The 25,045-nt window shown below is 42.5% G+C and carries 26 protein-coding genes and 1 tRNA gene; 10 read left to right on the forward strand and 17 right to left on the reverse strand.

Annotated elements, in window-relative coordinates; translation table 11 throughout:
• Nucleotides 1–31: 31 nt before the first annotated feature.
• The 3 genes from radB to cobO all read right to left on the reverse strand — a co-directional run bounded on the left by radB (nucleotide 32) and on the right by cobO (nucleotide 2,011).
• A complete protein-coding gene (gene radB, locus PAP_RS06140) occupies nucleotides 32–709 on the reverse strand; it encodes a DNA repair and recombination protein RadB (protein WP_048165178.1) in 678 nt (225 codons plus the stop codon).
• Between the two features lie 2 nt (nucleotides 710–711).
• Nucleotides 712–1,350, reverse strand: coding sequence for an MBL fold metallo-hydrolase (locus PAP_RS06145; protein WP_048165179.1), 639 nt, complete (start codon nucleotides 1,348–1,350; stop codon nucleotides 712–714).
• A gap of 106 nt (nucleotides 1,351–1,456) precedes the next feature.
• Nucleotides 1,457–2,011 carry a cob(I)yrinic acid a,c-diamide adenosyltransferase gene (cobO, locus tag PAP_RS06150; RefSeq protein WP_048165180.1) on the reverse strand — a complete coding sequence of 185 codons (555 nt, stop codon included), beginning with the start codon at nucleotides 2,009–2,011 and terminating at the stop codon, nucleotides 1,457–1,459.
• A gap of 205 nt (nucleotides 2,012–2,216) precedes the next feature.
• Here cobO and PAP_RS06155 point away from each other — a divergent pair, with 205 nt between their 5' ends.
• Entirely contained in the window at nucleotides 2,217–3,242 is a 1,026-nt protein-coding gene (locus PAP_RS06155; RefSeq protein WP_048165181.1) for an ABC transporter substrate-binding protein, read from the forward strand.
• Between the two features lie 306 nt (nucleotides 3,243–3,548).
• Nucleotides 3,549–4,253: a ThiF family adenylyltransferase gene (locus PAP_RS06160; protein ID WP_048165182.1), complete on the forward strand. Its 705-nt coding sequence runs from the start codon at nucleotides 3,549–3,551 to the stop codon at nucleotides 4,251–4,253.
• Nucleotides 4,254–4,319: 66 nt separating this feature from the next.
• Here PAP_RS06160 and PAP_RS06165 read toward each other — a convergent pair whose 3' ends face one another.
• The 6 genes from PAP_RS06165 to PAP_RS06190 form a co-directional block, all read right to left on the reverse strand.
• Nucleotides 4,320–5,168 (reverse strand): TIM barrel protein, encoded by an 849-nt coding sequence (locus tag PAP_RS06165; RefSeq protein ID WP_201769551.1) that lies wholly within the window; start codon nucleotides 5,166–5,168, stop codon nucleotides 4,320–4,322.
• Between the two features lie 109 nt (nucleotides 5,169–5,277).
• A complete protein-coding gene (locus tag PAP_RS06170) occupies nucleotides 5,278–6,351 on the reverse strand; it encodes a coiled-coil domain-containing protein (protein ID WP_048165183.1) in 1,074 nt (357 codons plus the stop codon).
• On the reverse strand, nucleotides 6,320–7,471 hold the full coding sequence (locus tag PAP_RS06175; protein ID WP_084177541.1) for a DUF373 family protein: 1,152 nt from the start codon (nucleotides 7,469–7,471) through the stop codon (nucleotides 6,320–6,322). Before PAP_RS06175 ends, PAP_RS06170 begins: the two co-directional genes overlap by 32 nt.
• A 14-nt stretch (nucleotides 7,472–7,485) precedes the next feature.
• Complete coding sequence (locus tag PAP_RS06180; RefSeq protein WP_048165185.1) at nucleotides 7,486–7,791, reverse strand: MTH1187 family thiamine-binding protein; 306 nt, start codon at nucleotides 7,789–7,791, stop codon at nucleotides 7,486–7,488.
• A gap of 52 nt (nucleotides 7,792–7,843) precedes the next feature.
• Nucleotides 7,844–8,362 (reverse strand): NTPase, encoded by a 519-nt coding sequence (locus tag PAP_RS06185; RefSeq protein WP_048165973.1) that lies wholly within the window; start codon nucleotides 8,360–8,362, stop codon nucleotides 7,844–7,846.
• Between the two features lie 53 nt (nucleotides 8,363–8,415).
• On the reverse strand, nucleotides 8,416–11,160 hold the full coding sequence (locus PAP_RS06190; RefSeq protein WP_048165186.1) for a DEAD/DEAH box helicase: 2,745 nt from the start codon (nucleotides 11,158–11,160) through the stop codon (nucleotides 8,416–8,418).
• A gap of 190 nt (nucleotides 11,161–11,350) precedes the next feature.
• On the opposite strand from PAP_RS06190, the gene PAP_RS06195 reads away from it, so the two are divergent.
• The 4 genes from PAP_RS06195 to PAP_RS06210 are packed head-to-tail and all read left to right on the forward strand — an operon-like array spanning nucleotide 11,351 to nucleotide 15,072.
• The gene (locus tag PAP_RS06195; RefSeq protein WP_048165187.1) at nucleotides 11,351–11,851 is read left to right on the forward strand and encodes a hypothetical protein; all 501 of its coding nucleotides are present in this window, start codon (nucleotides 11,351–11,353) and stop codon (nucleotides 11,849–11,851) included.
• Between the two features lie 49 nt (nucleotides 11,852–11,900).
• Nucleotides 11,901–12,713, forward strand: a complete 813-nt coding sequence (locus PAP_RS06200; protein WP_048165188.1) for an undecaprenyl-diphosphate phosphatase — start codon at nucleotides 11,901–11,903, stop codon at nucleotides 12,711–12,713.
• Nucleotides 12,710–13,966 carry a bifunctional sugar-1-phosphate nucleotidylyltransferase/acetyltransferase gene (gene glmU / locus PAP_RS06205; RefSeq protein ID WP_048165189.1) on the forward strand — a complete coding sequence of 419 codons (1,257 nt, stop codon included), beginning with the start codon at nucleotides 12,710–12,712 and terminating at the stop codon, nucleotides 13,964–13,966. The genes PAP_RS06200 and glmU overlap by 4 nt, the downstream gene beginning before the upstream one ends.
• Nucleotides 13,967–13,968: 2 nt before the next feature.
• On the forward strand, nucleotides 13,969–15,072 hold the full coding sequence (locus PAP_RS06210) for a DUF835 domain-containing protein (RefSeq protein ID WP_048165190.1): 1,104 nt from the start codon (nucleotides 13,969–13,971) through the stop codon (nucleotides 15,070–15,072).
• A 7-nt stretch (nucleotides 15,073–15,079) separates the two neighbouring features.
• Here the strand turns inward: PAP_RS06210 and hypD are convergent, their stop codons facing one another.
• The 5 genes from hypD to PAP_RS06235 form a co-directional block, all read right to left on the reverse strand.
• Entirely contained in the window at nucleotides 15,080–16,192 is a 1,113-nt protein-coding gene (gene hypD, locus PAP_RS06215; RefSeq protein WP_048165191.1) for a hydrogenase formation protein HypD, read from the reverse strand.
• A 2-nt stretch (nucleotides 16,193–16,194) separates the two neighbouring features.
• Complete coding sequence (locus PAP_RS06220) at nucleotides 16,195–16,419, reverse strand: HypC/HybG/HupF family hydrogenase formation chaperone (RefSeq protein WP_048165192.1); 225 nt, start codon at nucleotides 16,417–16,419, stop codon at nucleotides 16,195–16,197.
• 120 nt (nucleotides 16,420–16,539) lie between these two features.
• On the reverse strand, nucleotides 16,540–17,718 hold the full coding sequence (locus PAP_RS06225; protein ID WP_048165193.1) for a CBS domain-containing protein: 1,179 nt from the start codon (nucleotides 17,716–17,718) through the stop codon (nucleotides 16,540–16,542).
• Between the two features lie 139 nt (nucleotides 17,719–17,857).
• A complete protein-coding gene (locus PAP_RS06230; RefSeq protein WP_048165194.1) occupies nucleotides 17,858–18,169 on the reverse strand; it encodes a hypothetical protein in 312 nt (103 codons plus the stop codon).
• A gap of 273 nt (nucleotides 18,170–18,442) precedes the next feature.
• A complete protein-coding gene (locus PAP_RS06235) occupies nucleotides 18,443–19,249 on the reverse strand; it encodes a hypothetical protein (RefSeq protein WP_048165195.1) in 807 nt (268 codons plus the stop codon).
• Nucleotides 19,250–19,484: 235 nt separating this feature from the next.
• On the opposite strand from PAP_RS06235, the gene PAP_RS06240 reads away from it, so the two are divergent.
• Nucleotides 19,485–19,571: transfer RNA gene (locus PAP_RS06240), tRNA-Ser, on the forward strand.
• 66 nt (nucleotides 19,572–19,637) lie between these two features.
• Here the strand turns inward: PAP_RS06240 and PAP_RS06245 are convergent.
• Nucleotides 19,638–19,859 carry an LSm family protein gene (locus PAP_RS06245; RefSeq protein WP_048165196.1) on the reverse strand — a complete coding sequence of 74 codons (222 nt, stop codon included), beginning with the start codon at nucleotides 19,857–19,859 and terminating at the stop codon, nucleotides 19,638–19,640.
• Between the two features lie 70 nt (nucleotides 19,860–19,929).
• Here PAP_RS06245 and PAP_RS06250 point away from each other — a divergent pair, with 70 nt between their 5' ends.
• Complete coding sequence (locus tag PAP_RS06250) at nucleotides 19,930–20,763, forward strand: hypothetical protein (protein ID WP_048165197.1); 834 nt, start codon at nucleotides 19,930–19,932, stop codon at nucleotides 20,761–20,763.
• Here the strand turns inward: PAP_RS06250 and PAP_RS06255 are convergent.
• Both PAP_RS06255 and PAP_RS06260 read right to left on the reverse strand, forming a co-directional pair.
• Nucleotides 20,741–21,073, reverse strand: a complete 333-nt coding sequence (locus PAP_RS06255) for a hypothetical protein (protein WP_048165198.1) — start codon at nucleotides 21,071–21,073, stop codon at nucleotides 20,741–20,743. The two genes, PAP_RS06250 and PAP_RS06255, sit on opposite strands and share 23 nt — an antisense overlap.
• Nucleotides 21,074–21,449: 376 nt before the next feature.
• Entirely contained in the window at nucleotides 21,450–22,145 is a 696-nt protein-coding gene (locus tag PAP_RS06260) for a 6-hydroxymethylpterin diphosphokinase MptE-like protein (protein WP_048165199.1), read from the reverse strand.
• 250 nt (nucleotides 22,146–22,395) lie between these two features.
• Between PAP_RS06260 and PAP_RS06265 the strand changes: the two genes are divergently transcribed.
• Together PAP_RS06265 and PAP_RS06270 are read left to right on the forward strand one after the other, a co-directional pair.
• A complete protein-coding gene (locus PAP_RS06265; RefSeq protein ID WP_048165200.1) occupies nucleotides 22,396–23,982 on the forward strand; it encodes an ABC transporter substrate-binding protein in 1,587 nt (528 codons plus the stop codon).
• Nucleotides 23,983–24,021: 39 nt separating this feature from the next.
• Nucleotides 24,022–25,041: an ABC transporter permease gene (locus tag PAP_RS06270; RefSeq protein WP_048165201.1), complete on the forward strand. Its 1,020-nt coding sequence runs from the start codon at nucleotides 24,022–24,024 to the stop codon at nucleotides 25,039–25,041.
• Nucleotides 25,042–25,045 lie beyond the last annotated feature (4 nt).

The raw sequence follows: 25,045 nt of genomic DNA on the forward strand, positions 1-25,045 counted from the left end.
ATAGTACATTAATGAAACATGTTGGGCAGTATTAAACAGAATGGTTTACACCCACGTCCTCTATCCCTCTATCCGTTATTCTAAAGTGGACTATCCCACCTTCAGGCTTAAAGCGGTGCCTCTCCAAAACCGCAATCCTGTAGAAAGGCTTAGGAAGTTTTTCAAGCCTCAGGATGTCTTTACATTTATACCCTAAGGTGTGCTCTGCAATAGGCTTTAGTGCATTGTGTGTGGGGTCAAAATAGACTTGGTTTACCACAATTATGCCCAAGTTGTATTTTCTAGCGAGCCACAGGAGGACTTGGAGCTGCTTGCTTAGCTCACTTAGCATTTCATGCTTCTTTTCCTCAACTCTATAGTGAGCGGTTATGGAATCGACAACAATAAGCGAGAACTTTTCGTTTACAATCTTTTTAAGTCCAGCTATCATCCGCCTTTGTTCTCTGAAATCTGAAGGTTCGAAGAGTATAAACCTGCTTAAAACTTCTTCACTTGAAATCCCTCTAGCTATAGCCATCTGCTCCAGTCTTTCGGGAGAAAACCCTCCTTCGGTGTCGATATACGCAACTTTTCCCCCACTCAAAAGCCCAACCTGCATCGCTAATGTAGTCTTTCCACTAGCAAATATGCCGTAAATCTGGGTTAGAACTCCCCTCTCTATGCCCCCACCCAAAAGCTCATCGAGGCCTTTGCTCCCCGTGGTGAGCATACTCAGACCTCTATCGTTTCACCAGGTTTCATCTCCTGAACGAGCGCCCAAATTCGTCTTTTCATAAGCTCCTGCTTTAGCATCTCAATACTTGCATCGCCATAAATGCCGTAGTGCATTGGAATAACTCTCTTAGGCCGTATAGCTTCCACTATGTCCGCTGCTTCTCTTTCATTCGCTGTAGATTTGCCGCTTATGGGAATGAGGAGAATATCTATTTTGTAGTCTTTGAGCTCTCTAATCCGGGGAGAATAATAAGTGTCCCCGGGGTGATAAAGGATTTTATCTCCAAAAACGATGTAACCAACGGGATACTGGCTTGAGGGATGCTCAGCATAAACCGCTTTAACCCTAACGTTGTTTCCAAGCTCAATCTCTTCGTCTACACTAATCTCTCTGACCTTTGTTAGACCGTCACTTATGGCCATCAGATAGACAGTCCTTGGCCCAATAACGGTTGCATCTCTCAATCTTCCTAGGAGGGGGGTTTTTCCATAGTGGTCATGGTGTTCATGCGTTACTAGAATGTAGTCCACATCCCCGATGAGGTCATCATCAACATCAAGATAAGGGTCGAACAAAATTTTGATTCCCTGTGTCTCGACGTAAAAGCACGCGTGACCGTACCAAGTAACTCTCATTGCAATACCTCCAAAATATTGCTGGTGATGTAGTAATGTCTACGTCATTAAACTTAAATCTTTCCCTATACCACATTAATCGCCGGAGATACGGTACAAAATGTAATTAATACTCAATCCCACGTCTAGCAGTTGTCCCCTTTTGATAGGGATGCTTAATCTCTTTCATCTCTGTAACGTAGTCTGCTAATTCAAAGAGCTCTTCCGGACAGTAGCGGCCCGTTAAAACAAGCTCGGTATGAGGTGCTTTGTTCTTTATGAGTTCCTTGACATCCTCAACTCTTAACATTTTAAATCCCAAAGCAACACACAGCTCATCTAAAACGACTAAGTCCCATTCTCCACTTGAAGCTGCCTCTTTGGCTTTTTCCAAGGCTTTTCTGGCTGCCTCAATATCATCTTCTTCGGGCTCCCCATGGACGAACTTCGGCAGGCCATAAGCCTCAAGGCTGTAGCCACACGTTTCGCTCATAAAGTACTCTCCATAGACCTTGGGCGCCTTCATAAACTGGATGATCATAACTTTTCCTCCACTTCCCAGCATCCTTAAAGCTAAGCCTAACGCTGCTGTTGTCTTTCCTTTGCCATTTCCAGTGTAAATGTGCACAAGCCCAAGCTTTTCCTTCCATTTTTTGTCTTTTCCTTCAACTCTTTCACCCATTGTAATCCCTCAATTTTGGTTATGGTTTGGAGTATTTATCCATTTCTTTAGAGTAAGTCTTTAACTCCTCCAATGCTGGTTCCTGCAGTAGTGTAGCTTTAGGTTCTTATAGAAAAGATTCAACGTTATCTATTGGATAAAACCTCCAAAAGTTTATATATCCTTCGCGTTATTTTTAGCTGGACAAATAATCCAAGGTGAGAAGATGAAGAGAGGGATGGCTTTACTGCTGGTCATTTTGATGTTTGGGGTTATTGTTGCAGGGTGCATAAATCAAAGCCAAACAACTCCTACAAATACGCAAGAACCACCCAAAACTAGCACATCTCAAGCTCAAAACGTTGGAGAAAACCCGACTACGACAGCTCAAATTGAAGAATCCAAGTACCCTCTAACTATTGTTGATTTTGCAGGGAGGAACGTTACGATCGAAAAAGAGCCTCAGAGAGTTATTTCATTAGCACCAAGCATAACAGAGACACTCTTCTCTATTGGGGCGGGCGATAAAGTAGTTGGCGTTACGGAGTTTGATGACTATCCTCCGCAAGTTGCAAATATAACAAAGATAGGAACCACGGAGCCGAACATTGAACAAATTGCTTTATTGGAACCAGATTTAATAATAGGGATTGAATATCACATGCAATATATCGATCAGCTCGAAAAAATAGCTCCTGTCATAATCGTGGAACCTAAAAACATAGATGAAATCTACAAACAAATAGAGCTCCTTGGGAAGGTCACAAATAGGGAAGGATATGCCAAGAGCGTAGTTAATGAGATGAAAACTAAAGTTGAAGAGATTAAAGCAAAAGTTGGAAAAGAGCCTAAGCCAAAAGTCTTCTACATAGCATGGTGGAATCCAATTTATACCGCTGGAAAAGGCACGTTTATAGGTGATTTAATCAAGCTTGCCAGTGGAGAGAACGTATTCAACGACGTGGAAGGCTGGGCTCAGGTAAGCCTCGAAGAAGTGCTCGCGAGAGATCCGGATGTTATAATACTCGCACATTACAGCGGAACCACAGCCGAGGAACTCTGTGATACAGAGCTCGCTAAGACTAAAGCTCTTAGAGAGGGAAATGTTTACACGATGAGCGATGATAACATAATCTCAAGACCGGGGCCGAGGATAGTTTTAGGTTTGGAGGAACTGGCCAAATACATACACCCAGCGGTGTTTAACCTCAATCCTCAACCTCTAATGTGCAACGCTACTGCTACTGGCTGATTCTCCGCTTTTTCCTTTTTTTGAAGGCAAACTCTCGGAGTTTTTATTGAATTAAGGATCCCATCCATACTCTTATATAGGAGTGAGGTCAACACTTGTGTAGTAATTAAATTATTCTTTTAGAATTAGACATTGGCAGAGACAGATTCAATGAGTGTTTTGACGGCTATTAGGGCTCTATACGTTTAACAGCAAATATTGAAGCATTAATGGGGAGTTTGTTTCATTTGAAGTTCTAAGGTCTTTGCTACACAGGAATGCTCAAACAGTTGTAGTTGTGCTGTCTCTGCTCTTGAGGTGGTTGGAGTGTTGAGTAAAAGAGAGTTGGAGAGATATAGTAGGGAGATTGAGATACTAAGTGTTGAGGGGCAAGAAAAACTTAAAAATTCCAAAGTGGCGGTAGTAGGGATTGGAGGCTTGGGCTCGCCGGTGGCTTATTATTTGGCTGCTGCGGGCATAGGAGAGCTTTTGCTAATAGATGCGCAGAAACCAGAACTAAATAATTTGGATAGGCAAATCCTCCATTGGGAAGAAGACTTGAACAAGAACCCAAAGGTAATTTCGGCCAAATGGAAGCTTGAGAGGTTTAATTCTGATATAAAAATTGAGACTTTCATCGGAAAGCTCACGAGAAAGAATATTGATGAAGTTTTGAGAGAGGTAGATGTTGTGGTTGACTGTGTGGACAATTTCGAGACCCGTTATATTCTGGACGAATACACAACGGAGAAAAATATTCCCTTAGTCCACGCGGCTATTAGCGGCTTCTACGGTCAAGTTACAACAATAATCCCCGGAGAGACCGAGTGTTTAAAAGATATGTTTCCAGATCCTCCTCAGGGGAGAAAAGAAAAATCTCCTATTTTTGGGCCAATAGCAGGGATTATTGGGACAATTGAAGTGGCTGAAGTTGTTAAGCTCATAACTAAGTGTGGAGAACTCTTAACCAACAAACTTTTGATTGTGGACTTAGCATGTGATTCGTTTGAGATTATTGATCTTAAGGACTGAAATTTTTTGAACGTTTTTCCTTTATTTTCTCTGGATAATCCAAGTTTGAAGTAAAGAATAAAAAAGCTAAACTTTTATCTCCTCGTACTTTCTCTTCATTAAAACTGCGTCTCCTTCAATGTTTGGACTTTCGCTTATCACAACACCTTTAACTTTGAACTCTTTGAGCACCTTTAAAAGCTCTTCCCAGTTCATGTCGCTATCCTGAAGGTTGAGGTGGTTCTTTTCACCCTTTTCAGTGTAGTTTATTCCGCTTATGTGAATATGCATGTTGTCCAGTGCTTCCCTCCCAAGCTCCTGCTCCATAAGAGAGAGCATCTCACGCCACTCTTTTATTGTATTGTACTCCCCTTTGTTCCTCGCGTGAGCATGGGCAAAGTCTATTGCGGGAAGAACCATTTCCACCTCTTGGCTGAGCTTGATTAACTCTTTTAAGTTGCCAAATTGGGTCGGCTTGCCCGTTAGCTCTGGCCTGATCCACAATTCTATTCCTTTATCTTGAAGGGTCTTAACAACGTCCTTGAGTTCTCCCTTTATACGCTCGTAGACTTTTACAGGGTCTTGCTTTAGGTAATAACCAGCGTGGAAGACAACGCTGTAGCCGCCCGCTTCATGTAAGCGCTCCGCACTCTGAATTATCCTGCGCTTGCTTGCCTCGACCTTTTCCTTCTCTTTGGCGTTTAAGTTGATGTAGTATGGAGCGTGAGCTGTGAGAATAATATCGTTCTTTTCAGCAACGTATTTGGCTTTTTTAGCAAGTTCTGGCTTTAAATTAATTCCTCTAACGAATTCAAGCTCCATAGCGTCTAACCCTAGCTCCCTAACCTTTTGAATCCCATTAATAGTAGAGCGCTTTGGCGTGGATATAGGTATTCCAGCCGTTCCAAACCTTAGCTTTTTGAGCTTTATCCTCACTCTCACCACCACAAAAATTAGGATGCCCTAAAATATAAAACTTGTGCAACTCAAAGTTAGATGTGCTGGGGAATGTTAAAGGATTAAAAGCATAAAAAGAGAAAAATCCTCAATCAACTTCGATTTTAGTGTTCAGGATTTTCTCAAGCCTCTTTAAACTCTCGTTAAGCTCCTTTTCAAGCTCCTTTACCTTTTTCTTCAGTTTTTCGAGATCTTCTTCTTTCTTCCTTATGCTCTCTTTCACTCTCTTTAGCTCACTTTCAAAACTTTCTATCTCTTTAGTTTGCTCTTTTCTCCTCTCCTCAAGGGTTTTAAGCTCGGCCTTCTTTTGCAGTATCTCCTTTGCTTCATTTTCGAGCACCGCTATCAATGCTTTAGCTTTCCTTTCGTGCTTCTTATCAAAGTAACCCTTGCTTAGGGCATCTGATATTAGGTCTTTGACTTTCTGCGGCTCTCTTAGGGCAAACTTTGTATCGTTCAGGAAGCTTTCCACAACTTCGCTCTTCATCCTGGCCTTTTTCAAAGGCTTTTTGAGTGATGAGAGCTCGGAGGTAAGTTTAATCTCTCTGTGGGATATTTCTTTTCTGAGCGCTTTTATTTTCTCCTCAAGTTCCAGAAGCTCTACATTTCCCCTCTTTTCGTGAATCCTTTCACTTAAAGTTGCTTCCTTTTCTTTCAGTACTTTTATCTCGTGCTCCAGCTCCTCAGCAGCTTTCTTTGTATCTCCAATGCTATTGAGAATGTCCATAATATCCGGTGCCTCTGGCTCTTCAATTTTGGCCAACTGTCCGTGGTATTCCTTATAAACCTCAGAAAGCTCCTTTAAGAGGCGGTTTATTTTGTAGATCCGCTTTTCAAAAATTAGCATTACGTACTTCCCGTGGCTTACGTGGAACTTTGAGAGATCAGGAAGGAATCGGCCAAGCTCATCTATGTCATTGCTCTTCTCAAGGAGCTTCCTCAAAGTTTCAACATATGCTCTCCTCTCACTCTGCACAATCTTTGATACCCTATCATCGATGTTTTTTGGGAGTTTGGCCTTCTCTAAGCCCTCAACTTCTTTGCTTATCTTTTCAATGAGCTTTGAAGATTTTTTGGTGTATTTTTCTTTGAGCTTTTTTCTTTCCTTTAAGGACTCCTCTTTTTTCTTTTCAAGCTTGTGAAGTGCTTTCTCCAGCTTCAACTCTTCTCCATCCCCTAACTTTTTCCCTAAGGTACATGCCCATTAGGGTCGCTAGTATTATATCCAAGACAGCAATTAAAACTTTTTTATAGAAGTCAATCAGCACTGGGGAAGTTAAGTTTAGAACGTAGGACGTTGTTATATCTATTGTGACCCAGATGCCGGGTATTAAAAGCAGAGCTGTAAGATAGTGCCAGATGTGGTAGTCCTTTTTCATATATGCCTGCAAGATTTTTCCTGTAACTATGATTGTAAGCCCTGTGATGAGCAGATTGTTAAAGAAGTACATATATGTTATTCCGGCTAAAAGGGGATCCGTGGGTATCCCCGGAATGTTTGAGTTTCTTATATAATATTCAAAGTTGAAGTAAACATGTATGGCTCCCGCCATTATTACAAAAAGTCCTGCAATCGTTGAAACAAAGTTTACAAGCCCCTTGCTCATGCTCTCCCTTATATGTCTGAAGAACGTCACGAAGTAGCTAACCAAGTTGAATCCTTTGTTGAAGAAGTATCCCCCAATTAAGAGCAGGATGGTTCCGGCTACGGTGGAGGAAACTATGTTAATGCTTTCGGGGTACTTTATAGATATGAGCCTCGCTATGCCGTAGAGGAGCAGCACTAAACCGGGAAGTCCAAGTACGATTTTTGCAACTTCTGGATCACTTAAAACCTCCTTGAAATAGCGGTAGATTATGTAATAGGTTGTCTCTATGCTCTCACTCTGCTTGACAACTACCCTTCTCGTACTTATAATGGGAACTTTTGAGGCAATAATGGGGAATATCTGTTCATCTTCAGCTCCATCAGTCACGGGTATGACGCCATCGGCAGGAAACTTCGCCAAAACCTTATCCATCTGTTTATTTAGCTCCAAATCGCTCTTAACACCAACATCGTGATGACCTGTAATCAAAGCCACTTCCACATCCTCAAATTCTCCCTTCTCTTTAAGCTCATCATAGAGCTTAACCGCCGCATATAAAACGTTGGCATCGCTATCCTCAGGGTCAGCTAAGCTCAGCTTTACAGCAGCATCTATACAAGCATCTCTCCCAATAACCGGGGCCTTTACCCCCGCTTTGAAACCGAAGTCATCATCTCTATCGATGGCCAAAATTAGAACCTTAATGTTTAACCCTCCTTCACCTTCTCCAAGACCGATTTCACTTTGTCCTCCATTTTTCTCTCTTTATCTCTTCTGTCATCGATTCTTATTGTGGTGGAGACCCTTTTTGCCCCAAGCTCAAACATAAGCTCGTGGGCTTCCTCGATTATTTTAAGTCCCTCAGAGAGGGTTGGAACTTCGATTATCGTAGCCATAGGTGTCAATGTATATTTTACACCCTTTTTATCTAAAAACTTTACTACTTGAGCGACGTATCTGCTCAAGCTTATCTCTCCTAGAGGGACTATCACAAATTCTATAATTACGCTCACTTTCGACACCCGACTAAAATTAGCTCGACAATTTTTTAAGCTTAACGGTGGGCTAAATGCCCTTTAGTTCTTTCAGCAGCTCCAGCAAAATCTCTTCCCTAACTTTTTCTCTATTTTCCACAGTCAGAACATAGAGTTTTCCCCTATCCTTAAACCTATCGACCCATCTTCTGTGGAGAGCCGCTAAGAGGGGTTTTTCACTTTCAATTGCTTTTTCAACTGCCTCCGCAAATTTTTTGCTTTTGAACTCCATTGCGCCGATTTCATCAATTATTACAACATCAGCTTCCCTTAAAGCCCTCTCAACCGCTTCAACACCAATTTCATTTAAGTCCTGAAGGTTAACGCCGTACTTTCCAACTCTTGGCCCATCCAAGCCAGCCCACGCTAGAGTTCCTTCCTCACCGGTGTCGAGTGCTTTTATCTTGAAGCCCACTCTTCTTCCCCTCTCACGCACTTCTCGCGTGGTGAATCCTCCAACTTTTATTCCTTTGTCTCGTAGGGCTTCGCTAATCTTCAACACGAGGGTGGTTTTTCCAACACCTGGGTTTCCCGTGACAAAAATCCTCACGCTCATAAGAGAAACTTAGGGTAAATGCTTATAGAATTGTCGCTCGAGAAACATTAGGTCCAAAACTTCCTCGTTCGGATAAAAGTTCTCTCCGCTTCCAAAAGTGCCACCAGGAGTGCCTCCCCACGATATTGGCTCAAAAGTCTCGCGGCTGTATCTGGCCCCACACCATAAGCACTCAGTGTGAGTATAGCGTCCCATCCATAGCTCTGGATTAGGTCGCTCGCCTTTATCAGCTTCCTGTAGGCTTTCTCTTCATCCTTTTCAAGCTCTTTTCCAAGCTTCATCTTTTTAACAGCTTTAACAAAAAGCTCGGCATCTATTGGATGAGCTACCGCGAGCATGAAGGAGCCGCATTTGGGGCATTTCCACACACTTAAGCGGGACTTTAGGCGGGAAACCCTTGTTGTGCTCTTCCATCCACAGTTAGTGCACACTAAAGCGACCTCGGTGTCTAGGATTCTTTCCTTAAACAGCTCCAAAATCTCATCTTTCTCGAGCTCTCCGCTCACTAAGAACTCGCCGCCTACACTTAAGTTAAGCTTCGCTAGGTAGGAAGCCTCACTTTTAAGCCTCGTTTTAATCCTTATCATCCCTTTTTGAATTCTATCCAAAATTTCTGCGGCCTTTTCAACATCGAGCTTGTCGTGGAAAATCTCGTTCAGCGTCTCCTTTTCTATAACTGTACCTTCAAATAGCCTTTCTATTCTTCTAATCTTTGCTTCTCTCCTCAAAGCACCGATTCTCTTAGCCACATTGATCATGCGCCACCTGTAGATATTGCTCCCTCTAATCCCGCGTGAGATGATGTACTCCAAGGCTCTGGCATCTTGGAGGAGGTAGCTCTTTACCTCGCTTGGATTGAGCTGGAACGGCGTTTTAAAAACTATTGCGTGAGCTTGAGCCTTCATTGTGAATACCTTTCCATACTTAGCGCTTAAAAATGCCCAAATAAAGCGTCCAAGGGCTTCATTTGCTTGATTTCCGAAGTCTGCGTGAATGACTAAGGCTTTAGGCAAACTTTCGATTCCACTATCTCTATCAGTACTTAAGGGCTCTTGCTCCTTCAAAATGCTCTCTGCCAGCTTTAGCTCATTTTCATCAAACTCAACGTTCTTTAAAAACCGTTTTGCCATGTCAAAATTGTAGAGGAGTTCACGCTTTAATCTTCCGACTTCTAAAGCCACCTCTAACGGAACAGGTATCATCTCGCCCTCCCAAGATGGGATTGCACTCTCTAAACTCTTGCTCTCTCTGACTTTAAGTAAACGCGCATCTTCGTCGATTCCTAATAAAATCCAGCTCCTTCCATGCATAATGAACTCCATGCTCTCTTCTAAGTCCATAACGAAGTTCTCATCCAGTCTGCCTACTATGTGGTTGCTCGATATATTCAACACACGGTAGCTTATCTCGTCGGGAATCGTCGAGAGGTTCTCATAGTAGTATTTAAAAGAGCCTCTCCTCAAATAGAGGACATCTTTAGCTTCATCGTAACCTATAAGCCGAGCGCTCTCTAAAACATCTAAAACACCTTGAAAATCTTCCCACCTTAGGTTTCGATAAGCGTAAGCGCTTTTAGCCGTATGATATATCTCCTCTTTGCTTAAGCGTTTGTATTCCATCAGCAAACCGACTATGAAGTGTGCTAAAACATCTAAAGCATTCTCATAGGGCTTAACTGCTTCAAGCTTCTTCTCAACGGCCCGCTTTGCTATTATTAGACTCTCCAAGTAATCCTCAACATTGGTGGTTATTATATATCCCTCGCTCACTTCGCCAAGGCGATGCTTTGAGCGTCCAACCCTCTGAATTAGTCGGTTTACTTGTCTGGGGCTCATGTATTGGATTACAACGTCAACATCACCTATATCTATACCGAGTTCCATCGAAGAAGTACATATCAAAGCTTTTATTTTACCCTCTTTAAGCGCCCTCTCCGCCTGAATCCTTGCCTCCTTGGAGAGGCTCCCGTGGTGAACTTCAACCTCCTTTCCCCAAGCCTTCAAGCGGTGGGCCAAAATTTCGGCGAACTGCCTCGTATTCGTAAATATGAGGGCTCTTTCGTGCTTTTCCACAATTGACCAGAGTGTCCTTAAACGCGTTGCCACATCGAGAGAGACTCTGAGCTTTTGGACAAGTTCTTCATCTCCTTCCTCCGGCTGGGGAAATAGGACGTTTATCTTGTAGTTCTTTTGGAGTGAGGGCTTTACTATTACGTCCGCTTTCAGCCAATTCTTTACCTCCTCCTCATTACCTATGGTTGCGCTCAATCCAATCCTTTGAAAGTTTGCTATTTTTTCTAAGCGCTCAAGAGCTAAGCTTAGCTGAATTCCCCTCTTATTGTCAATGAGTTCAGCTATCTCATCAATTATTACAAATCTGACATTGCTTAAATGTTTCCTCATTGACTTCATAGTTAAAAGAATTCCCAGTGTTTCGGGAGTGATAATAAGAACGTGAGGTGGTTTTTTGACTTGGCGTGCTTTGGCGTACTGTGAGGTATCCCCATGCCTAACTTCCACGCTTAAATTGGTTCTTTCTCCCCACCACTTTAAGCGTTCAAGCAAATCACGATTTAGAGCTTTTATAGGGGCGATATAAAGGGCAGATATGGGGGAAAGGTTTTGCTCAAGTATCTCGTTTAGGACTGGAAGAAAAGCGCTCTCTGTCTTCCCACTTCCTGTTGGGGCAATGATTAGAGTGCTCTTCCCAGAAATAACCTCATTAAAAGCGCGTATTTGAAGTTCGTTGAGCTGAAAACGCTCTTTTAGAGCACTGGCTAAAAGCTTATGCATGTGGAGAAGTAAAATTTGAGTGTTTAAAAACTAATCGTCGGGGGGCATTTGAGATGTCGCCCCCCTGGGGGTCCCGAGGTCATCGCAACCCAATACTCCTCGGGCAACGAAAGTTGGAACTCAAAATTAATAAGGCTTTTGAAGACAATGTATTTTAATGTGAAATGTAAATGGCGATTAGGTGTAGAGCATGAGCACAGTTAGTAAAATAGTTAGATACAGCGATGAGGAGAAGTTTTTGAGCGATATGGATGATATTTTGGGGAGGTTTACCTATTTAGCAGGTCGTTATGGAAGTGGAAATGTTATAGAAGGTCTTCTCCTTTGGGATTATATTGGAATTCAGGACGATGAGGGCATGAAAATATTCCGTTTGGGAGAGTTTCCTTATGTCGAGGGAACACTCAAGATTGATATTGAAAAGCTGCGCCTTCTGGAGAAGTATTTTGATGAGATGGAAAGCAAGTGGGACGAGATAACTACAGATGAGATAGCCCACTTTGTGAAAATGATAAATATGGCCTTGGGTGAAGAGAGGGTTTTTTACGATGCTTATGAGCTCGGCTTGGGTAGAGGGGAGGCCTACTTGATAATAAACATAAAAGCTCTCCACTATTTGGATCATGTGGTAGATGCTGAAGATAGAGATGTGTTTGAAGAGGCTGTCCAACTGCTCATGGAATACCTTTAAGCGTAAATCTTAATTTTAGTTATTTTAGATATCTTTGGGAGTGAGTGAAATGAACTATATGGAAGCTGTAGTAATGGGTGTCCTTCAAGGAATCACAGAGTGGCTCCCTATAAGTAGCTCTGGTCAAACAATGCTAGCGTTGATGAACTTCTTTGGTGTCCCTCCGGAACAGGCATACTCATACGCGCTGATGCTCCATTTGGGAACGCTTATGGCCTTAGCCTATAAGTTTAGATACGATTTGGGGAAGATCCTGCTTAAGTTTATAGCCTTCAAATGGGGGGAGGAGGAGAAGTTCTTATTCTATTCTACTCTCTTCACAGGCTTGATAGGGTATCCCCTATATAAGACGTTTAGCGAGAGAGTCGCAGGCCTCAACATCGAAGTCGTAAACGGCTTAATAGGCGTGGCGTTGATTGTAACAGGGTTAGTGCTATATAAGACACAGGAGAATCCAATAAAGCGAGCAGAAAAAGAAAAAGGGCTTAAGAGTGACGATGAGGTTAGTATCGTTGAGTCCATAACCGCTGGCATTGCTCAGGGAATAGCTGTTTTACCGGGAATATCACGCTCGGGAATGACAATTGGGGCTTTGCTTTTATTTGGAGTTAAACAGGAAAAAGCTGTTAGGTTGAGCTTTTTGATGGCAATTCCAGCCATATTTGGTGCTTTGTTCCTAGAGGCCCCTAAAAACCCGATGCCCATAAACGTTGCAGTCGTTGCAGTTTTGAGTTCATTCACAGTGAGCTTAGTGATGCTTGAGGTGATGCTTAAAGCGGCCAAAAGGTTAAATTTCTCAAAGTTCTGCATATTGTTTGGTAGCATAGCTTTGATAGTATCATTATTGGGGGTGTTACTTTGAAAGGTGTGGTTTTAGCTGCTGGTAAGGGAGAGCGGTTGAGGCCTCTAACAGACGATAGACCTAAAGTTCTCCTCAAAGCGGCAAATAAACCAATTATTGAGTATGTTCTTGCTAACCTTTATCCCTTTGTGGATGAGTTTATAGTTGTTGTTCGCTATAAAAAGGAGAAGCTCATGAGAGCGCTCGGCGATGAGTTTAGAGGAAAGCCCATTACATACGTCGATCAAGTTGAAGGAGATGGAAGTGCAAGAGCAATTTATTCAGCTAAGGACTTTGTCGAAGACGAACCTTTTTTGGCTGTTAACGGAGATATTTACTTTGAGCTTGATGCTCTGAAGGGGTTAATGCACGCATTTAGGAACAATGATGCCGCGCTGGTTGTTAAGGAGTTCGAAGATTTGAGCCATTTTGGCATGATTGAGGTTGAAAAGGGGTTAGTCAAAGAAGTAAAAGAGAAACCTGGAAAAGTAAGGGGATATGCCAACCTGGGTATTTATATCTTTAAGCCTGAAATATTCGAGTTCATCGAAAAGACCGAGCTTAGCGAGCGCGGTGAGTATGAGATAACCGACACGCTGAATCTCTACTTAAAAGCGGGGAAAAAGATTGGCGTGGCATCCTACAAAGGTTACTGGAATGATGTTGGAAGGCCTTGGAACCTTCTCGAGCTGAACGAGTATCTTCTCAAGACAAAGCTTGAACATAGAATTGAAGGGCTGATAGAAGAAGGTGCCAAAATCATTCCACCAGTCTATATAGGGCGCGGCACAATTGTAAGGAGTGGAGCTTACATTGTGGGGCCTGTTATTATAGGTGAGGACTCCAAAATCGGACCCAACTGCTTCATTAGGCCTTATACGAGCATAGGGAATCACTGCCATATAGGAAACGCTGTAGAGATAAAGAACTCTATAATAATGGACTACTCAAATGCACCGCACTTAAACTACGTAGGCGATTCGATAATAGGGGAAAACTCCAATTTAGGGGCTGGAACCATAACCGCAAACCTGAGACATGACAACGGCCATGTTAAGGTGGAAATTAAAGGTAAGCTTGAGGACAGCGGAAGGAGAAAGCTTGGGGCGATAATAGGTCACAACGTCAAAGTAGGCATAAACGTGACTATCTATCCTGGAAGGAAGATAGGGAGCAACTCCTTTGTAGGGCCGGGCGTGGTAGTGGATAAGAACATTCCGGAGGACTCAATGATAGTTGTAAAGCAGGAAAAAATAATAGCTGAGAGGAGATGATTATGGACTGGGTAAATTCTCTAAATCTCCTCTCCCGCTGGATTTTGTTCGGAGTCTCGGCATATAAACTCCGCAAGGAGAAAAGCAAGGGCTGGCTATTCTTGACTTTGGCGTTTTTGCTTAATGCCCTTGATGTGGATAAGCTACTCTTGGAACCTTTAAACTTGCGGCTCATGGAGGAAGCAACATCCATTTTAAGTACAATAAACTCTTTTGCAGTAGGTCTTCTCCTAATAGCTGCAGGGGTGTATCTCTCAAAGTCTGAGTTCACGATAAGAGATGCCATAATGTTAAGTACCTTGGGATTCACTGCCTATATCTGGCTCTTTTTAATTAGCACCACGAAGCTTGCTTCCATGTTTACACTTAAAACTCTCTTCCCAATGTTGGTTTATGGCACTGGGCATTTGTATGTTGCTTATGTTCTTTACCAGTACATCATTAAGAGAGAACCTCTTCAAGCTCTATTTCCATTTGGGATGGCTGCATTGGGGCTTCTTAACCTGACCTATCCATATACAGCAACTTTGAAGTGGTTTTTGCCTTATGGCTTTGCAATGGGAATGGTGTTTAGAGTAATCATGAGTATCGGTGCTTTAAGATTCATGATGTATCCCCTGCACTTTCCTGAGGAAACAGCATTATCCAAAATTGAGAGCAAGCCATACATTTTTGGAAGCTACGAGAGCGTTAGGAGTGCATATCCAAACATATTCAAAGAAAACAACACGATTTTGATAACAAGGAGAGATCCTCGAGTCCTTAGAGGGGAAGTAGATGCAGATGAAATTGTTTTCTGGATAACGAGAGCTCAAGAAGGATGGATTGAAACTGAACCCAGGATATATGCTATAAGTCCTGCAAAAATAGACATTCTCGTAGATTTGATCAATAAGGAGCTTCAAAAGGGCTACAACCTCGTTTACATGGATACTTTTGAGTATCTAGTAGTGGAGAATGGCTTTGAAGCCTCTGCAAAGTTCCTGCTCTCCTTAAAAGATAGAGTTTTGAGAAACGACGCTTCATTGATTGTGGTTATGTCTCTAGATGCACTTACACAAAAGCAGAAGGCCATAATTGTAAGGGAATTTGAAATAATTGAATAAAAAAAGATTAGAGCAGAGCTCCATACTTGTAGAATATCTGGCACGTGCCTTCGTATGAGACCATACACGGTCCAACGGGTTTTCGTGGTGTGCACTCCTTTCCAAAGAGTGGGCACTGTGTTGGTAGAGCCAGTCCTCTTAAGATGGCACCGCAGATGCAGCCTTTTTCAAGCTCGGGAAGCTTTGGAGCCTCAACATTGTAGATGTTCTTCACATCGTACTCCTTAAACTCCTTCTTGAGCTCCAGTCCGCTCTTAGGAATAACTCCCAAAGCCCTCCACTTTGCATCAACCACATCAAAGAGGTACTCCATTGTTTTTTGAGCCTCGACATTGCCTTCGTACTTCACGACTCTTGTGTACTCATTCTCTATCTTTGGCTCGCCCTTGCGAATTATCCTAAGGAGCATCAGGACGCCCATGAGGAAGTCGATAGGCTCAAAGCCCGCCACCACTTGAGGAACACCGTATTCTTTTGTTATGTACTCCCATCCTTTGACACCTACTATTGTCGAAACGTGGCCTGGGTCTATTAGTCCGTGGAAGATTGTTCCAGCTTTTATTAAAGCCTCGACTGCGGGGGGAGTTAAACGGTGAACGGAGTATATCTTAAAGTTTGGAATCTCCTTTTCTATAGCCTCTTTTAAGATTCCAGCCGCTGGGGCTGTTGTCGTTTCAAAGCCCGGAGAAAAATGCACCACGAGCTTATTTTTGTTCTCAAGCGCCATTTTATATGAGTCATAGATTGAGTAAACTACTCTAACATCATAGCCTTCACTTCTCAAGTCGGCAAAGCTTCCAATGGCTGTTGGGATTTTATACATATCTCCAAATGTGGTCAGGATGATGTCTTCTCCTTCTTCTCTCGCCTTCTTTACTATTTCCATCATTCTAGCTATGTCTTCCGCTGGAGTTATACAAACGGGACATCCTGGCCCGCTGAATATCTTGACGTTTTCAGGCAATAGTGAGCGTATTCCACTCCTTGTCACAGTGTCTTCATGAGTTCCGCAAACGTGCATCAGCCTTACTTCATGGTCGATCTTTTCAGCTTCTCTTTTTATCGCTCTCAAAATCCTTTGAGCGAGCTCTTTATTTCCAAAAATTGATAAGTCGAGCATGCTCACTCCTCCAAGACGCTCATAATCTCCTCCCAGGCTTTTAGACTCTCCAATGCAGCCTTTTCGTCGAGCTTTTCTATCGCAAATCCTGTATGAACTATGACATAATCGCCAATTTTAACGTCTTTGACAAAGTCCAACCGCGCCTCCCTTTTAACTCCTCCAAAATCCACTATTGCAACATTACCATTAATCTCAATAACTTTTGCTGGAACAGCCAAACACATGTCTTCTCACCTAATGCTAAATAGACAGCAGGGGTTTTTAGAAGTTTTCGAAACCAAAAGTTGATAACCGAAAATCGAAAAATAGCTTAAAGAATATTTAAGAGGTAATAAAAGAAGGATTCAGCGCCAGAATCCCAACTGTTCAATAAATCTCTTTGAATACTTTACGTCTCTGTGGAGCTCGATTTTTTGGAGAATCTGCCTCTCAATAGCTCTCAATGCATCGTGAACCGCTTGTATTGCTCCCCATGTCTCTCCTGTGGCTATATACGTGCCTTTATCCGTTACCACTCTCATCCTCGCTTGGTATAGGTGTACCCCTCTGAACTTTTCGTTGAATCTTCTAATCACCAAGTATATTATTCCCTCGTTGCCTAAAAGCTCCTCATAGCCATCTACGAAGCTCCTGACATCGCTTATTATCCTCTCTCTTGTGAAATCGCTTAGCAAGTATGCATCGCCACCCAATTGGAGGTAGAACTTAACTTCTTTTTCTGTCATTTTGGATATTGGCAGCAGTAGATCCTTGATGGTCAAAATACCTGCCACTTTGTTTTCCTCATCTAGTACAACCAATCCATCAATGTTGTGTTCTAGCATTATTTGGATAGCTTCTTTGATGCTCTTTTCTGGGGTGGTTGTTATGACTCCTCTGATCATAACTTCTCTTAACTGCGTTGAGAAGGGGGGTATTTTCTCTCCGGCCACTTCACCGAAGTGGGCTTTAAATCTCGGCTTCATAAACCTTATAATAAGGTCATGAAGGGTAACCAATCCTTCCAGTTTACCAGCATCGTTTACTATGGGTATCCTTGAGATTGCGTGGTCTCTCATCGTAGCTAAAGCCTTTGCAACAGTATCATCTGGTTTTAGTGTAATAACATCCATTGTCATAAACTCTTTGATAGGCTTCGTACCGAACTCCTCTTTTGAGAGTCTTTCCAAAATAGCAATATCGCTTATTACACCGAACACATTTAATTTATCTTTTCCTACAGGTAAGGATCTAGAATCTATCTCAAGCATGAGCTTAGCAGCTAAGCTTAAATCATCCTTAGGCTTTAATATTACGGCGGTCTTATAGACATCCCTAACCTTAGCCTTCGTTGGATCCCACTTGAGGTGGGACCTTATAATTAAGTCTTGGGTCAATATACCCTTATACATCTTTTTGTCAAAAACTAGTATTAGGTCTGGGTCTTCCTTTTCAAAAATACCAATTGCTTCAGAAAGCGGTGCGTCGATGTCAATTCTAGAAAACTTGTCGGTCATTACCTCCTCAACAAGAATACCGACCATTGCTGTCACCTCCGTTCAATATATTCTATGTTTCTCATGGCATTTAAACCTTGCTGAGGGAAATTTATAAATGCAAAAAAGATGTAATGGAAATTCCTGAGTGGGTTTGGAAAATAAAAAGGGAAGAAAAATCAACTCTTCACTTTTCAGCCAGTGAAAGCATCATTTTCCACATCCTCACAGTGTACTCAACCGTAGGCGGATAGCTTTGCACAATCTCCGTTATCTCAGCTTCCTTCTTAAATATCGGGAAGTTTTCCATTATCTTTTCAAGCGCTTCTTTATTTGGTGCCTTCCACATGGTGTATGCTCCAAAATTGGTGTTGTAGCTGGCCAAAAACTCAATGCCCTCAGGAAGCTTGGTTAAGTTACTGAAGAATTCAGCAGCTTCTTTCATGGCGTCCAGAGTCTTTTCCTCGGGCCATCTGTGAGTTATAAGGTACATTGGCATCCCAACACCTCCCAAAATCATGCCAGTTTGCGCTCTCTCGAAGTACCAGATGGAGCACCGGGAGAAGGGGGAGATTAGGCCGATGGTGCCCCAGCCACAGCGTACATCCCCTTCCTGCTGAGACTTTAATTGGCAGTTGGGTATTATTGTATATAAAGATTTTCTTGACATACATTCCAAATTTTGCCCATAATTTTTGATATATGTCATACCAATTAACCGGTGAAATCTTGAATATAATTTTAAAACTAGAAAGAAGAAAAAGAGATAGGTTTAGTTTTGTTCTTCAGCTATTATTTTTATATGGCCTGTGAAGGGTTTTGCAATTTCGGCTTCTATTCTATAGTCTATGGTTTTGTCGGTGAGTAGTGAGTATTCGTTATCGAGAATTAAATAGTAGGTATCTGCTGGTAGATAGTTTCTTAGTGTGTAGTACCCGCTTGTGGCTTTTTTCTCTGCAAAATATATTTTTGGTGTCCCACCTTGTTTCCAGATGTTATACTCTTTTTCGTCCATTAAATAAATGTTTATGTCTAGATCTTCTCTGATGTCTATTTTTAGTTTGACGTTTTGAGCATAGAGGATATTGGTTAAATAAATCGGTATTGCTTCATAATCGCCATGTTTTACTACTACAGTATCTTCATTAAGAATTGTAGACTCTGGTGTTGGTGTTCCTATTACAAAAACATAGTTTCCTTTGTTAAGTGTTGTGGTGTATGTACCACTTTCAACATTTTTCTTTAGGTAGAGATACTCTGAAGCAGTATCATCGTTTTTCCATTGTTCCAGTTCGCTTTCGGGTATTATTCCTAGATACTCAAGCTTTTTACCGGATGGAATGTTTAGTGTTATAGTGAGTTTATATGTTGAATCGAGCTCAAATGGGATATATGTTCTGGAATCGAAGGTATATTCTTTGTCAAATAACGTCCAGATTTGTGGAGTTTGCGTTTCGGTTGTACCTGCATTTTTGTTTATTTGTTCGGCAGTGTCTTCTGATGTTTGTGTGCATCCTGCTACAAAAACTACTAATAAGAACATTACCAAAAATATCGATGTCTTTTTGGTGCTCTTCATAGGATCACCTAGAACAGTATGAAATTAATATTTATATAATTTACGTCTTTTTGACCATTTTATTTACGTAATAGGAGGAGTAATAAACTCCTTAAGATGTTTTTGTATTGTAGTAATTGATCTTCTGCAGTGTGCTTGTTTAAATCGGCTTTTTTCTTTTTCTAGATACGTTGCCTATTTTTAAGGTAAGGCTTATAAGTGCATGTTGGTGATACGTATATGTCCTTGAGCAGGCGCCGGGGTAGCCTAGCTCGGGAAGGCGGTGGACTCGAGATCCACTGGGCGTTCGCCCGCCAGGGTTCAAATCCCTGCCCCGGCGCCATTAATGCCGAGTGTTCGACACTACTCTTTTACTTCTTGTACAGCTACAAGAATTGGAGAAGAGGGGTCATTCAATTAACATTACCCAGCTTATTCCATCAATTTTAACGAGGAGCTCTCTCCCTTTGTTTCCAGTAAAATCTGCTACATCCTCTAACACTACAACTTCCTCATCAAAGTCCTTTAAAATGCCAGTGAAAAGATGCTCTCCCCCTATGGAAACCACAACTTTCTTGTTCCGCCACCTTTTGAGCGTTTCATCTGCTAAGTACGGCTTCTCCTCGCTCATGCCCTCACCCTCTCCAGCTAATCCCAAAAGATATAAATGCTTTTTGTTCACTCATCATGGAGGTTTGAGCATGAGGTTCGTTATGAAAGATGAAGCAATTAAACGAGCATTTTTGGGTGAACTCAGGGAGAAGGGCATAAAGTATGAGATTAGGGAGGAGTTAGGCTATGAAACCTTCATAGGATACGTCATTGAGGGAACTTTTGAGGAGATTAGAGCTATCATCGAAACCTTGGGAGACGAGGAAAAAGATGTTATTCTCCAAGGATTTCAAACCTTCAAAGAGCAGTTTTTGCACGTGCTGGAGCACTTGAAGGAAGGCGAACACATAGAAGCTTTGCTGAGAGAAGGCTATTGGGTTGGGGATGTTATTGACCAGCTCATGAGGAATGGAGCAGTGGATATAGATAGAGAAGGAAACATAAAGCTGAAAGAGGATGTGGATGTTACTAAGCTCAAGCTCCAATTTAAGATTCCCTATGAGCTGATTGAAATTCCTGAGAGCATTGAGGAGATAGCCAAACAGTATGCCCTCGTAGATTTGCTTCCGCAGTACATAGTTGAGATTAAAGAGGTGGAGCTTGAAAAGATAAATCTTGCTTTAAACATAGCTGCTAGGTATTTCAGTGAGCGTCAGGTGCTCAGCGCTTACTTTGCTCTACTTTCAAAGGCTTTGCTCTCAAAAGAGATTGTGAGTGCCTTGGGCCAGCATGACAAGATTCCAAAAGACATCCTGATTAGAAGCTTTTTGGAGTCCTCTCCAGTAGAGATAGCGAGTGAGAAGGGTCTGCTCGTCATTAATCTCGCAAATCAAAAGGCTATGGAAGCCATTTTAAGAGAGCTGGAGAAGGAAGGATATATAGACATAAAAGCAAATAAGGTCAAAAAGTTGAAATCCCTTTAGGTTCACTTTGTGAAGGGAGCAGCACAAGTCCAATGAGCATTAAAATGCCGCCGATCCTGCTCGTCAAAATCAGCGCAATCACCATGGGTATGATTAGTGTGTCCTTTGCTTTTTTGTATTCCCCTCTCTCTATGAGCTCCACAACCTCCTCTGTCCGCCGGTATATCCAGTAGCCGAGGATCATGAGGGGTATTGCTATTACAATCCCCACAACGGTTATGAACAGGAAGAGCCCTATAACGAGGGGCATTATTATGCTCAAAATTCCTCCAATCTTTATCAGCAGTTTAGCTGTCTCAATATCAGCCATTGAACCACCTATGCTAATATCTCAAGCAAACTTTAAAAAGTTTTATCTTCAGTTAGATGGGATTTTGAAAGGCTTTTATGATTTGAGTACGTAACTGATCATGAGAGATTCTTTAAAAGTTCTTGAGCCTACTTAACGCAGCGATGACGATACTTTGACCACCTGAATGATGATGAGTGCGGGAGTGGCCGAGCAAACTTCGCTTGCAGTTTAGGAAGTGAGTTCCTTTATTTTTGTCCTCTTTTTTGGTGTGCTTTCACTCCAACCACGCTACGCGCAAAAAAGAAAGCCCTCTCAAAAGATAGTAGGCTTAAAGTGAAAGCGTCCTAAGAAAGCCACATTAAAAGGATGCGTGATCTTTGGCATCTTAATATGCTTAAAGGTAGGTTATCCTGGCCTTTCCATTCTCTTCGAGCCACTTTAAGAGCTTCTGGGCGAAGTAAAACTTCTTCCTCTTTGACTCCCAAATGGGGGAGTGCTCCTTTAGATGGGGCTTGCTCCATTTTCCCACAATCTCTCCAAAATCAAAGCCAACCAGACAGGCCTCCCTCGTCCCCAAAGCTTCGGCTAAAAAAGCACCTCTGTCCCCATCCGTGAAGCCGCCAAAGTTGTAGATTATGTCCAAAGGTTCGGTCTGGCATGTCCCTAAAACGTTTTTGAGTTTAGAGGCATAAGCTTTGAGCTTTTCAATATTGTCGCCGTGGGCGTGAACCACCACGAATGAGCCGAGCTCATTGGCTTTCTTTATGTCCTCAAAGCGCCCATCCAAGTCTGTCACAATTATGTGGGGGAGTATGTTATGCTCTAAGAGAGCGGAAGTTGCACCATCGGCTGCTATAAGGATCCCATCATCAAAAGTATGCGTTTTTAGGCTTTCTTCTAAACTTGGTCCAGCTCCAAAAACGTAGGCCCTTTCTCTGATGAGTTTCCTTAATTCACTGATTGTCGTGTAGTTCTCGCTTTTTAGCAAAATATCTCTCAAAATAAGCGATGCTTTCCTATCGGCTTTTTCATCGAATCCCATTTCTCTGACAATTTCATCGTAAAAGGGCTTCCATTCTTCCCATTCCATGTATTAGCCTTTGGCACATGAGTATAAAACAGTTGCTCAGAGATTGCTTGAACTTTATCAATTTTTTATTGTACTATACTCATATTTAGGCGATTTTATTCAAAATTTTTCGTTTTATTTTTGGATTTTTCGTATTTTTTTAAGTTTTACTAAGCGGTAAATCATGTCGCTAAATCGGGTATTCTGACAGTTTAATGACCACAAAAGGTTTAAATGCATTGATGTACTTAATCATTCTTTGGTGAACGCTATGAGTAAACGTGGTATATCTTTGTTCTTGATTGGACTTTTTGTTTTTGCAGTTTTAGCCAGCGGCTGTATCGGTGGAAGTGAAGAAACCTCAACAGCTACCTCAGCCCAAAGTGGTTCACAGTATGCAGAGCAACTTGTTATTGGGGTCACCGACAAAGTGACGGATCTTGACCCAGCCAACGCCTACGACTTCTACACTTGGGAAGTTTTAAACAATGTTATGGAGGGTCTTGTTAAATATGAACCCGGGACCCTTGAGATTAAACCAGCGCTTGCAGAAAGATGGGAGGTAAGCGATGACTCCAAGGTTTGGACATTTTATTTAAGAAAGGATGCCAAGTTCGCCGATGGGACTCCTCTAAAAGCTCAAGACGTCGTGAGGAGCATAGAGAGGGTTATGAACATCAATGGAGATCCCGCGTGGCTTGTCACTGATTTCGTTGATAAAGTTGAAGCAAAGGACGACTACACTGTTGTCTTTTACCTCAAAGATTCCGTGTCTTACTTCCTATCACTCCTTACAACACCACCCTACTTCCCAGTACATCCAAGCTACAAGCCAAATGAGATTGATAGTGACCAAACAGCCGGTGGAGTTGGACCCTACAAGATAGCCAAATGGGTTCGTGATGAGGAGCTCGTTCTCGAAGCTAACGAGAACTACTACGGCGAGAAGCCCAAGACTGAAAAAATAATCATAAAGTTCTATCGTGATGCCTCAACAATGAGACTTGCTCTCCAGAACGGCGAGATAGACATAGCTTGGAGGACCCTCAAACCAACTGACATTGAGAGCCTCAAAAAAGAAGGTAAGTTCCAGGTCATCGAGATACCGGGAGCATTTATAAGGTACGTGTGCCTTAACACTCAAAAGGATCCGACCAAAGAGGTTAAGGTGAGACAAGCCCTAGCAGCGGCTCTTGATAGGGCAGATCTTTCAAACAAGGTCTTTAGGGGAACAGTTGACCCACTCTATAGCCTAATTCCAAACGGGATGTGGTCTCATATCGATGCATTTAAGGAAAAGTACGGCGACGCCAACATTGAACTTGCCAAGAACCTTCTCAAAGAGGCTGGCTATGACGAGAACAACCCTCTCCAGATACAACTTTGGTACACTCCAACACACTACGGTGACACAGAGGCTGACCTTGCTCAAGTCCTTAAGGAGCAATGGGAGAAGACAGGCGTTATAAAAGTGGACATAAAGAGCGCTGAGTGGGGAACTTATGTCGACTACGCTAGGAAAGGCCAAATGCAGGTGTATCTTCTCGGCTGGTATCCAGACTACCTCGACCCAGATGACTATACCACACCATTCCTTAAGAGCACTGCCAACAGCTGGGCAGGAACAGGTTACGCCAACCCACAGATGGATGAGGTTCTAACAAAAGCCCAAACCCTTGTGGATCAAAACGAGAGAGCTACTCTCTACGAGCAGGCACAGCAGATACTCGCGGAGGATGTTCCATACATTCCACTCATACAAGGAAAGCTCTTCGTGGTAGCCAGTCCAGGGGTTGGTGGCGTTAAAATTGGTCCGGATATGATATTCAAATACTACACCCTCTATAAGGAGGAGTGATTTTTCTTTTCTCCTTTTTAAATCTCGTGAGGTGGTAGAATGGCTAGAGGCGTCGGTCAGTACATATTAATAAGAGGTTTGATGATTATCCCGACGGTTTTAATCCTTTATACAATCGTCTTCATCTTTTTGCGTATTCTCCCTGGTGACCCTATTTTGGCTGTAGTCGGAACAAAAAACATCGCCCCCGAGCAGCTGGAGCACTTGAGGGCGATGGCTGGACTGGATAAGCCTCTTTACGTCCAGTATTTTGATTATCTTTGGAGAATGCTCCATGGTGATTTTGGTGTAACTTTGGCATTCCCAATGGGGAAGCCTGTTGTTGAATACTTAAAACTCCGATTCCCCGCTACCCTCGAACTCACACTCTTTGGCTTTTCAATAAGCGTTCTCTTGGGCCTCCTAACGGGAGTAATTGGTGCCGTTAAGAAGGGCACAAAGATTGATGCAGGGATGAGACTTTACAGCATCATAGCATATACGCTCTTTATTCCATGGTTCGGTATGATGCTCCAATACATCTTTGGAGTACACTTTCACCTTCTCCCAACATCGGGAAGAATAAGCCCCGGACTTGATCTCCACACAATAACAGGTCTTTATATCTTTGACAGCATACTCACAGGCAACGGAGAGGCATTCATAGATGCGCTTAAACACATAATCCTCCCAAGCTTCACGCTTGGACTTGTTTTAAGTGGGGCGTATACCCGTCTTGTGAGGAACAACATGGTCGATGTTCTCAGTCAGGACTTCATAAGGGCCTACAAAGCAAGAGGTGTTAGGGATTGGAAGATAACATGGTACGCACTCAAAAACGCTTTCATCCCTATAGTTACGCTTATGGGCCTCCAGTTTGCCATACTCCTTGGTGGAGCAGTTTTGACGGAGACAACCTTCAATTGGCCCGGTATGGGAACATTCATCGTCGATAGGATAGACTACAGAGACTACAACGCCATACAAGGAGCTGTAGTGTTCTTCGCCTTTTTTGTAGGATTGATAAGCCTCATAGTAGATGTTGTCTACGCACTGCTCGATCCAAGGGTAAAGTACTGAGGTG

Source organism: Palaeococcus pacificus DY20341 (assembly GCF_000725425.1).
GTDB classification, from domain to species: Archaea; Methanobacteriota_B; Thermococci; order Thermococcales; family Thermococcaceae; genus Palaeococcus; species Palaeococcus pacificus.

Coding starts and splice junctions, on each gene's coding strand:
- PAP_RS06265 (WP_048165200.1), top strand. CDS start 22,396: ATGAGTAAACGTGGTATATCTTTGTTCTTGATTGGACTTTTTGTTTTT.
- cobO (WP_048165180.1), bottom strand. CDS start 2,011: ATGGGTGAAAGAGTTGAAGGAAAAGACAAAAAATGGAAGGAAAAGCTT.
- PAP_RS06270 (WP_048165201.1), top strand. CDS start 24,022: ATGGCTAGAGGCGTCGGTCAGTACATATTAATAAGAGGTTTGATGATT.
- PAP_RS06145 (WP_048165179.1), bottom strand. CDS start 1,350: ATGAGAGTTACTTGGTACGGTCACGCGTGCTTTTACGTCGAGACACAG.
- PAP_RS06255 (WP_048165198.1), bottom strand. CDS start 21,073: ATGGCTGATATTGAGACAGCTAAACTGCTGATAAAGATTGGAGGAATT.
- PAP_RS06155 (WP_048165181.1), top strand. CDS start 2,217: ATGAAGAGAGGGATGGCTTTACTGCTGGTCATTTTGATGTTTGGGGTT.
- PAP_RS06245 (WP_048165196.1), bottom strand. CDS start 19,859: ATGAGCGAGGAGAAGCCGTACTTAGCAGATGAAACGCTCAAAAGGTGG.
- hypD (WP_048165191.1), bottom strand. CDS start 16,192: ATGCTCGACTTATCAATTTTTGGAAATAAAGAGCTCGCTCAAAGGATT.
- radB (WP_048165178.1), bottom strand. CDS start 709: ATGCTCACCACGGGGAGCAAAGGCCTCGATGAGCTTTTGGGTGGGGGC.
- PAP_RS06230 (WP_048165194.1), bottom strand. CDS start 18,169: ATGCCAATGTACCTTATAACTCACAGATGGCCCGAGGAAAAGACTCTG.
- PAP_RS06250 (WP_048165197.1), top strand. CDS start 19,930: ATGAGGTTCGTTATGAAAGATGAAGCAATTAAACGAGCATTTTTGGGT.
- PAP_RS06225 (WP_048165193.1), bottom strand. CDS start 17,718: ATGGTCGGTATTCTTGTTGAGGAGGTAATGACCGACAAGTTTTCTAGA.
- PAP_RS06190 (WP_048165186.1), bottom strand. CDS start 11,160: ATGCATAAGCTTTTAGCCAGTGCTCTAAAAGAGCGTTTTCAGCTCAAC.
- PAP_RS06260 (WP_048165199.1), bottom strand. CDS start 22,145: ATGGAATGGGAAGAATGGAAGCCCTTTTACGATGAAATTGTCAGAGAA.
- PAP_RS06220 (WP_048165192.1), bottom strand. CDS start 16,419: ATGTGTTTGGCTGTTCCAGCAAAAGTTATTGAGATTAATGGTAATGTT.
- PAP_RS06200 (WP_048165188.1), top strand. CDS start 11,901: ATGAACTATATGGAAGCTGTAGTAATGGGTGTCCTTCAAGGAATCACA.
- PAP_RS06195 (WP_048165187.1), top strand. CDS start 11,351: ATGAGCACAGTTAGTAAAATAGTTAGATACAGCGATGAGGAGAAGTTT.
- PAP_RS06210 (WP_048165190.1), top strand. CDS start 13,969: ATGGACTGGGTAAATTCTCTAAATCTCCTCTCCCGCTGGATTTTGTTC.
- PAP_RS06235 (WP_048165195.1), bottom strand. CDS start 19,249: ATGAAGAGCACCAAAAAGACATCGATATTTTTGGTAATGTTCTTATTA.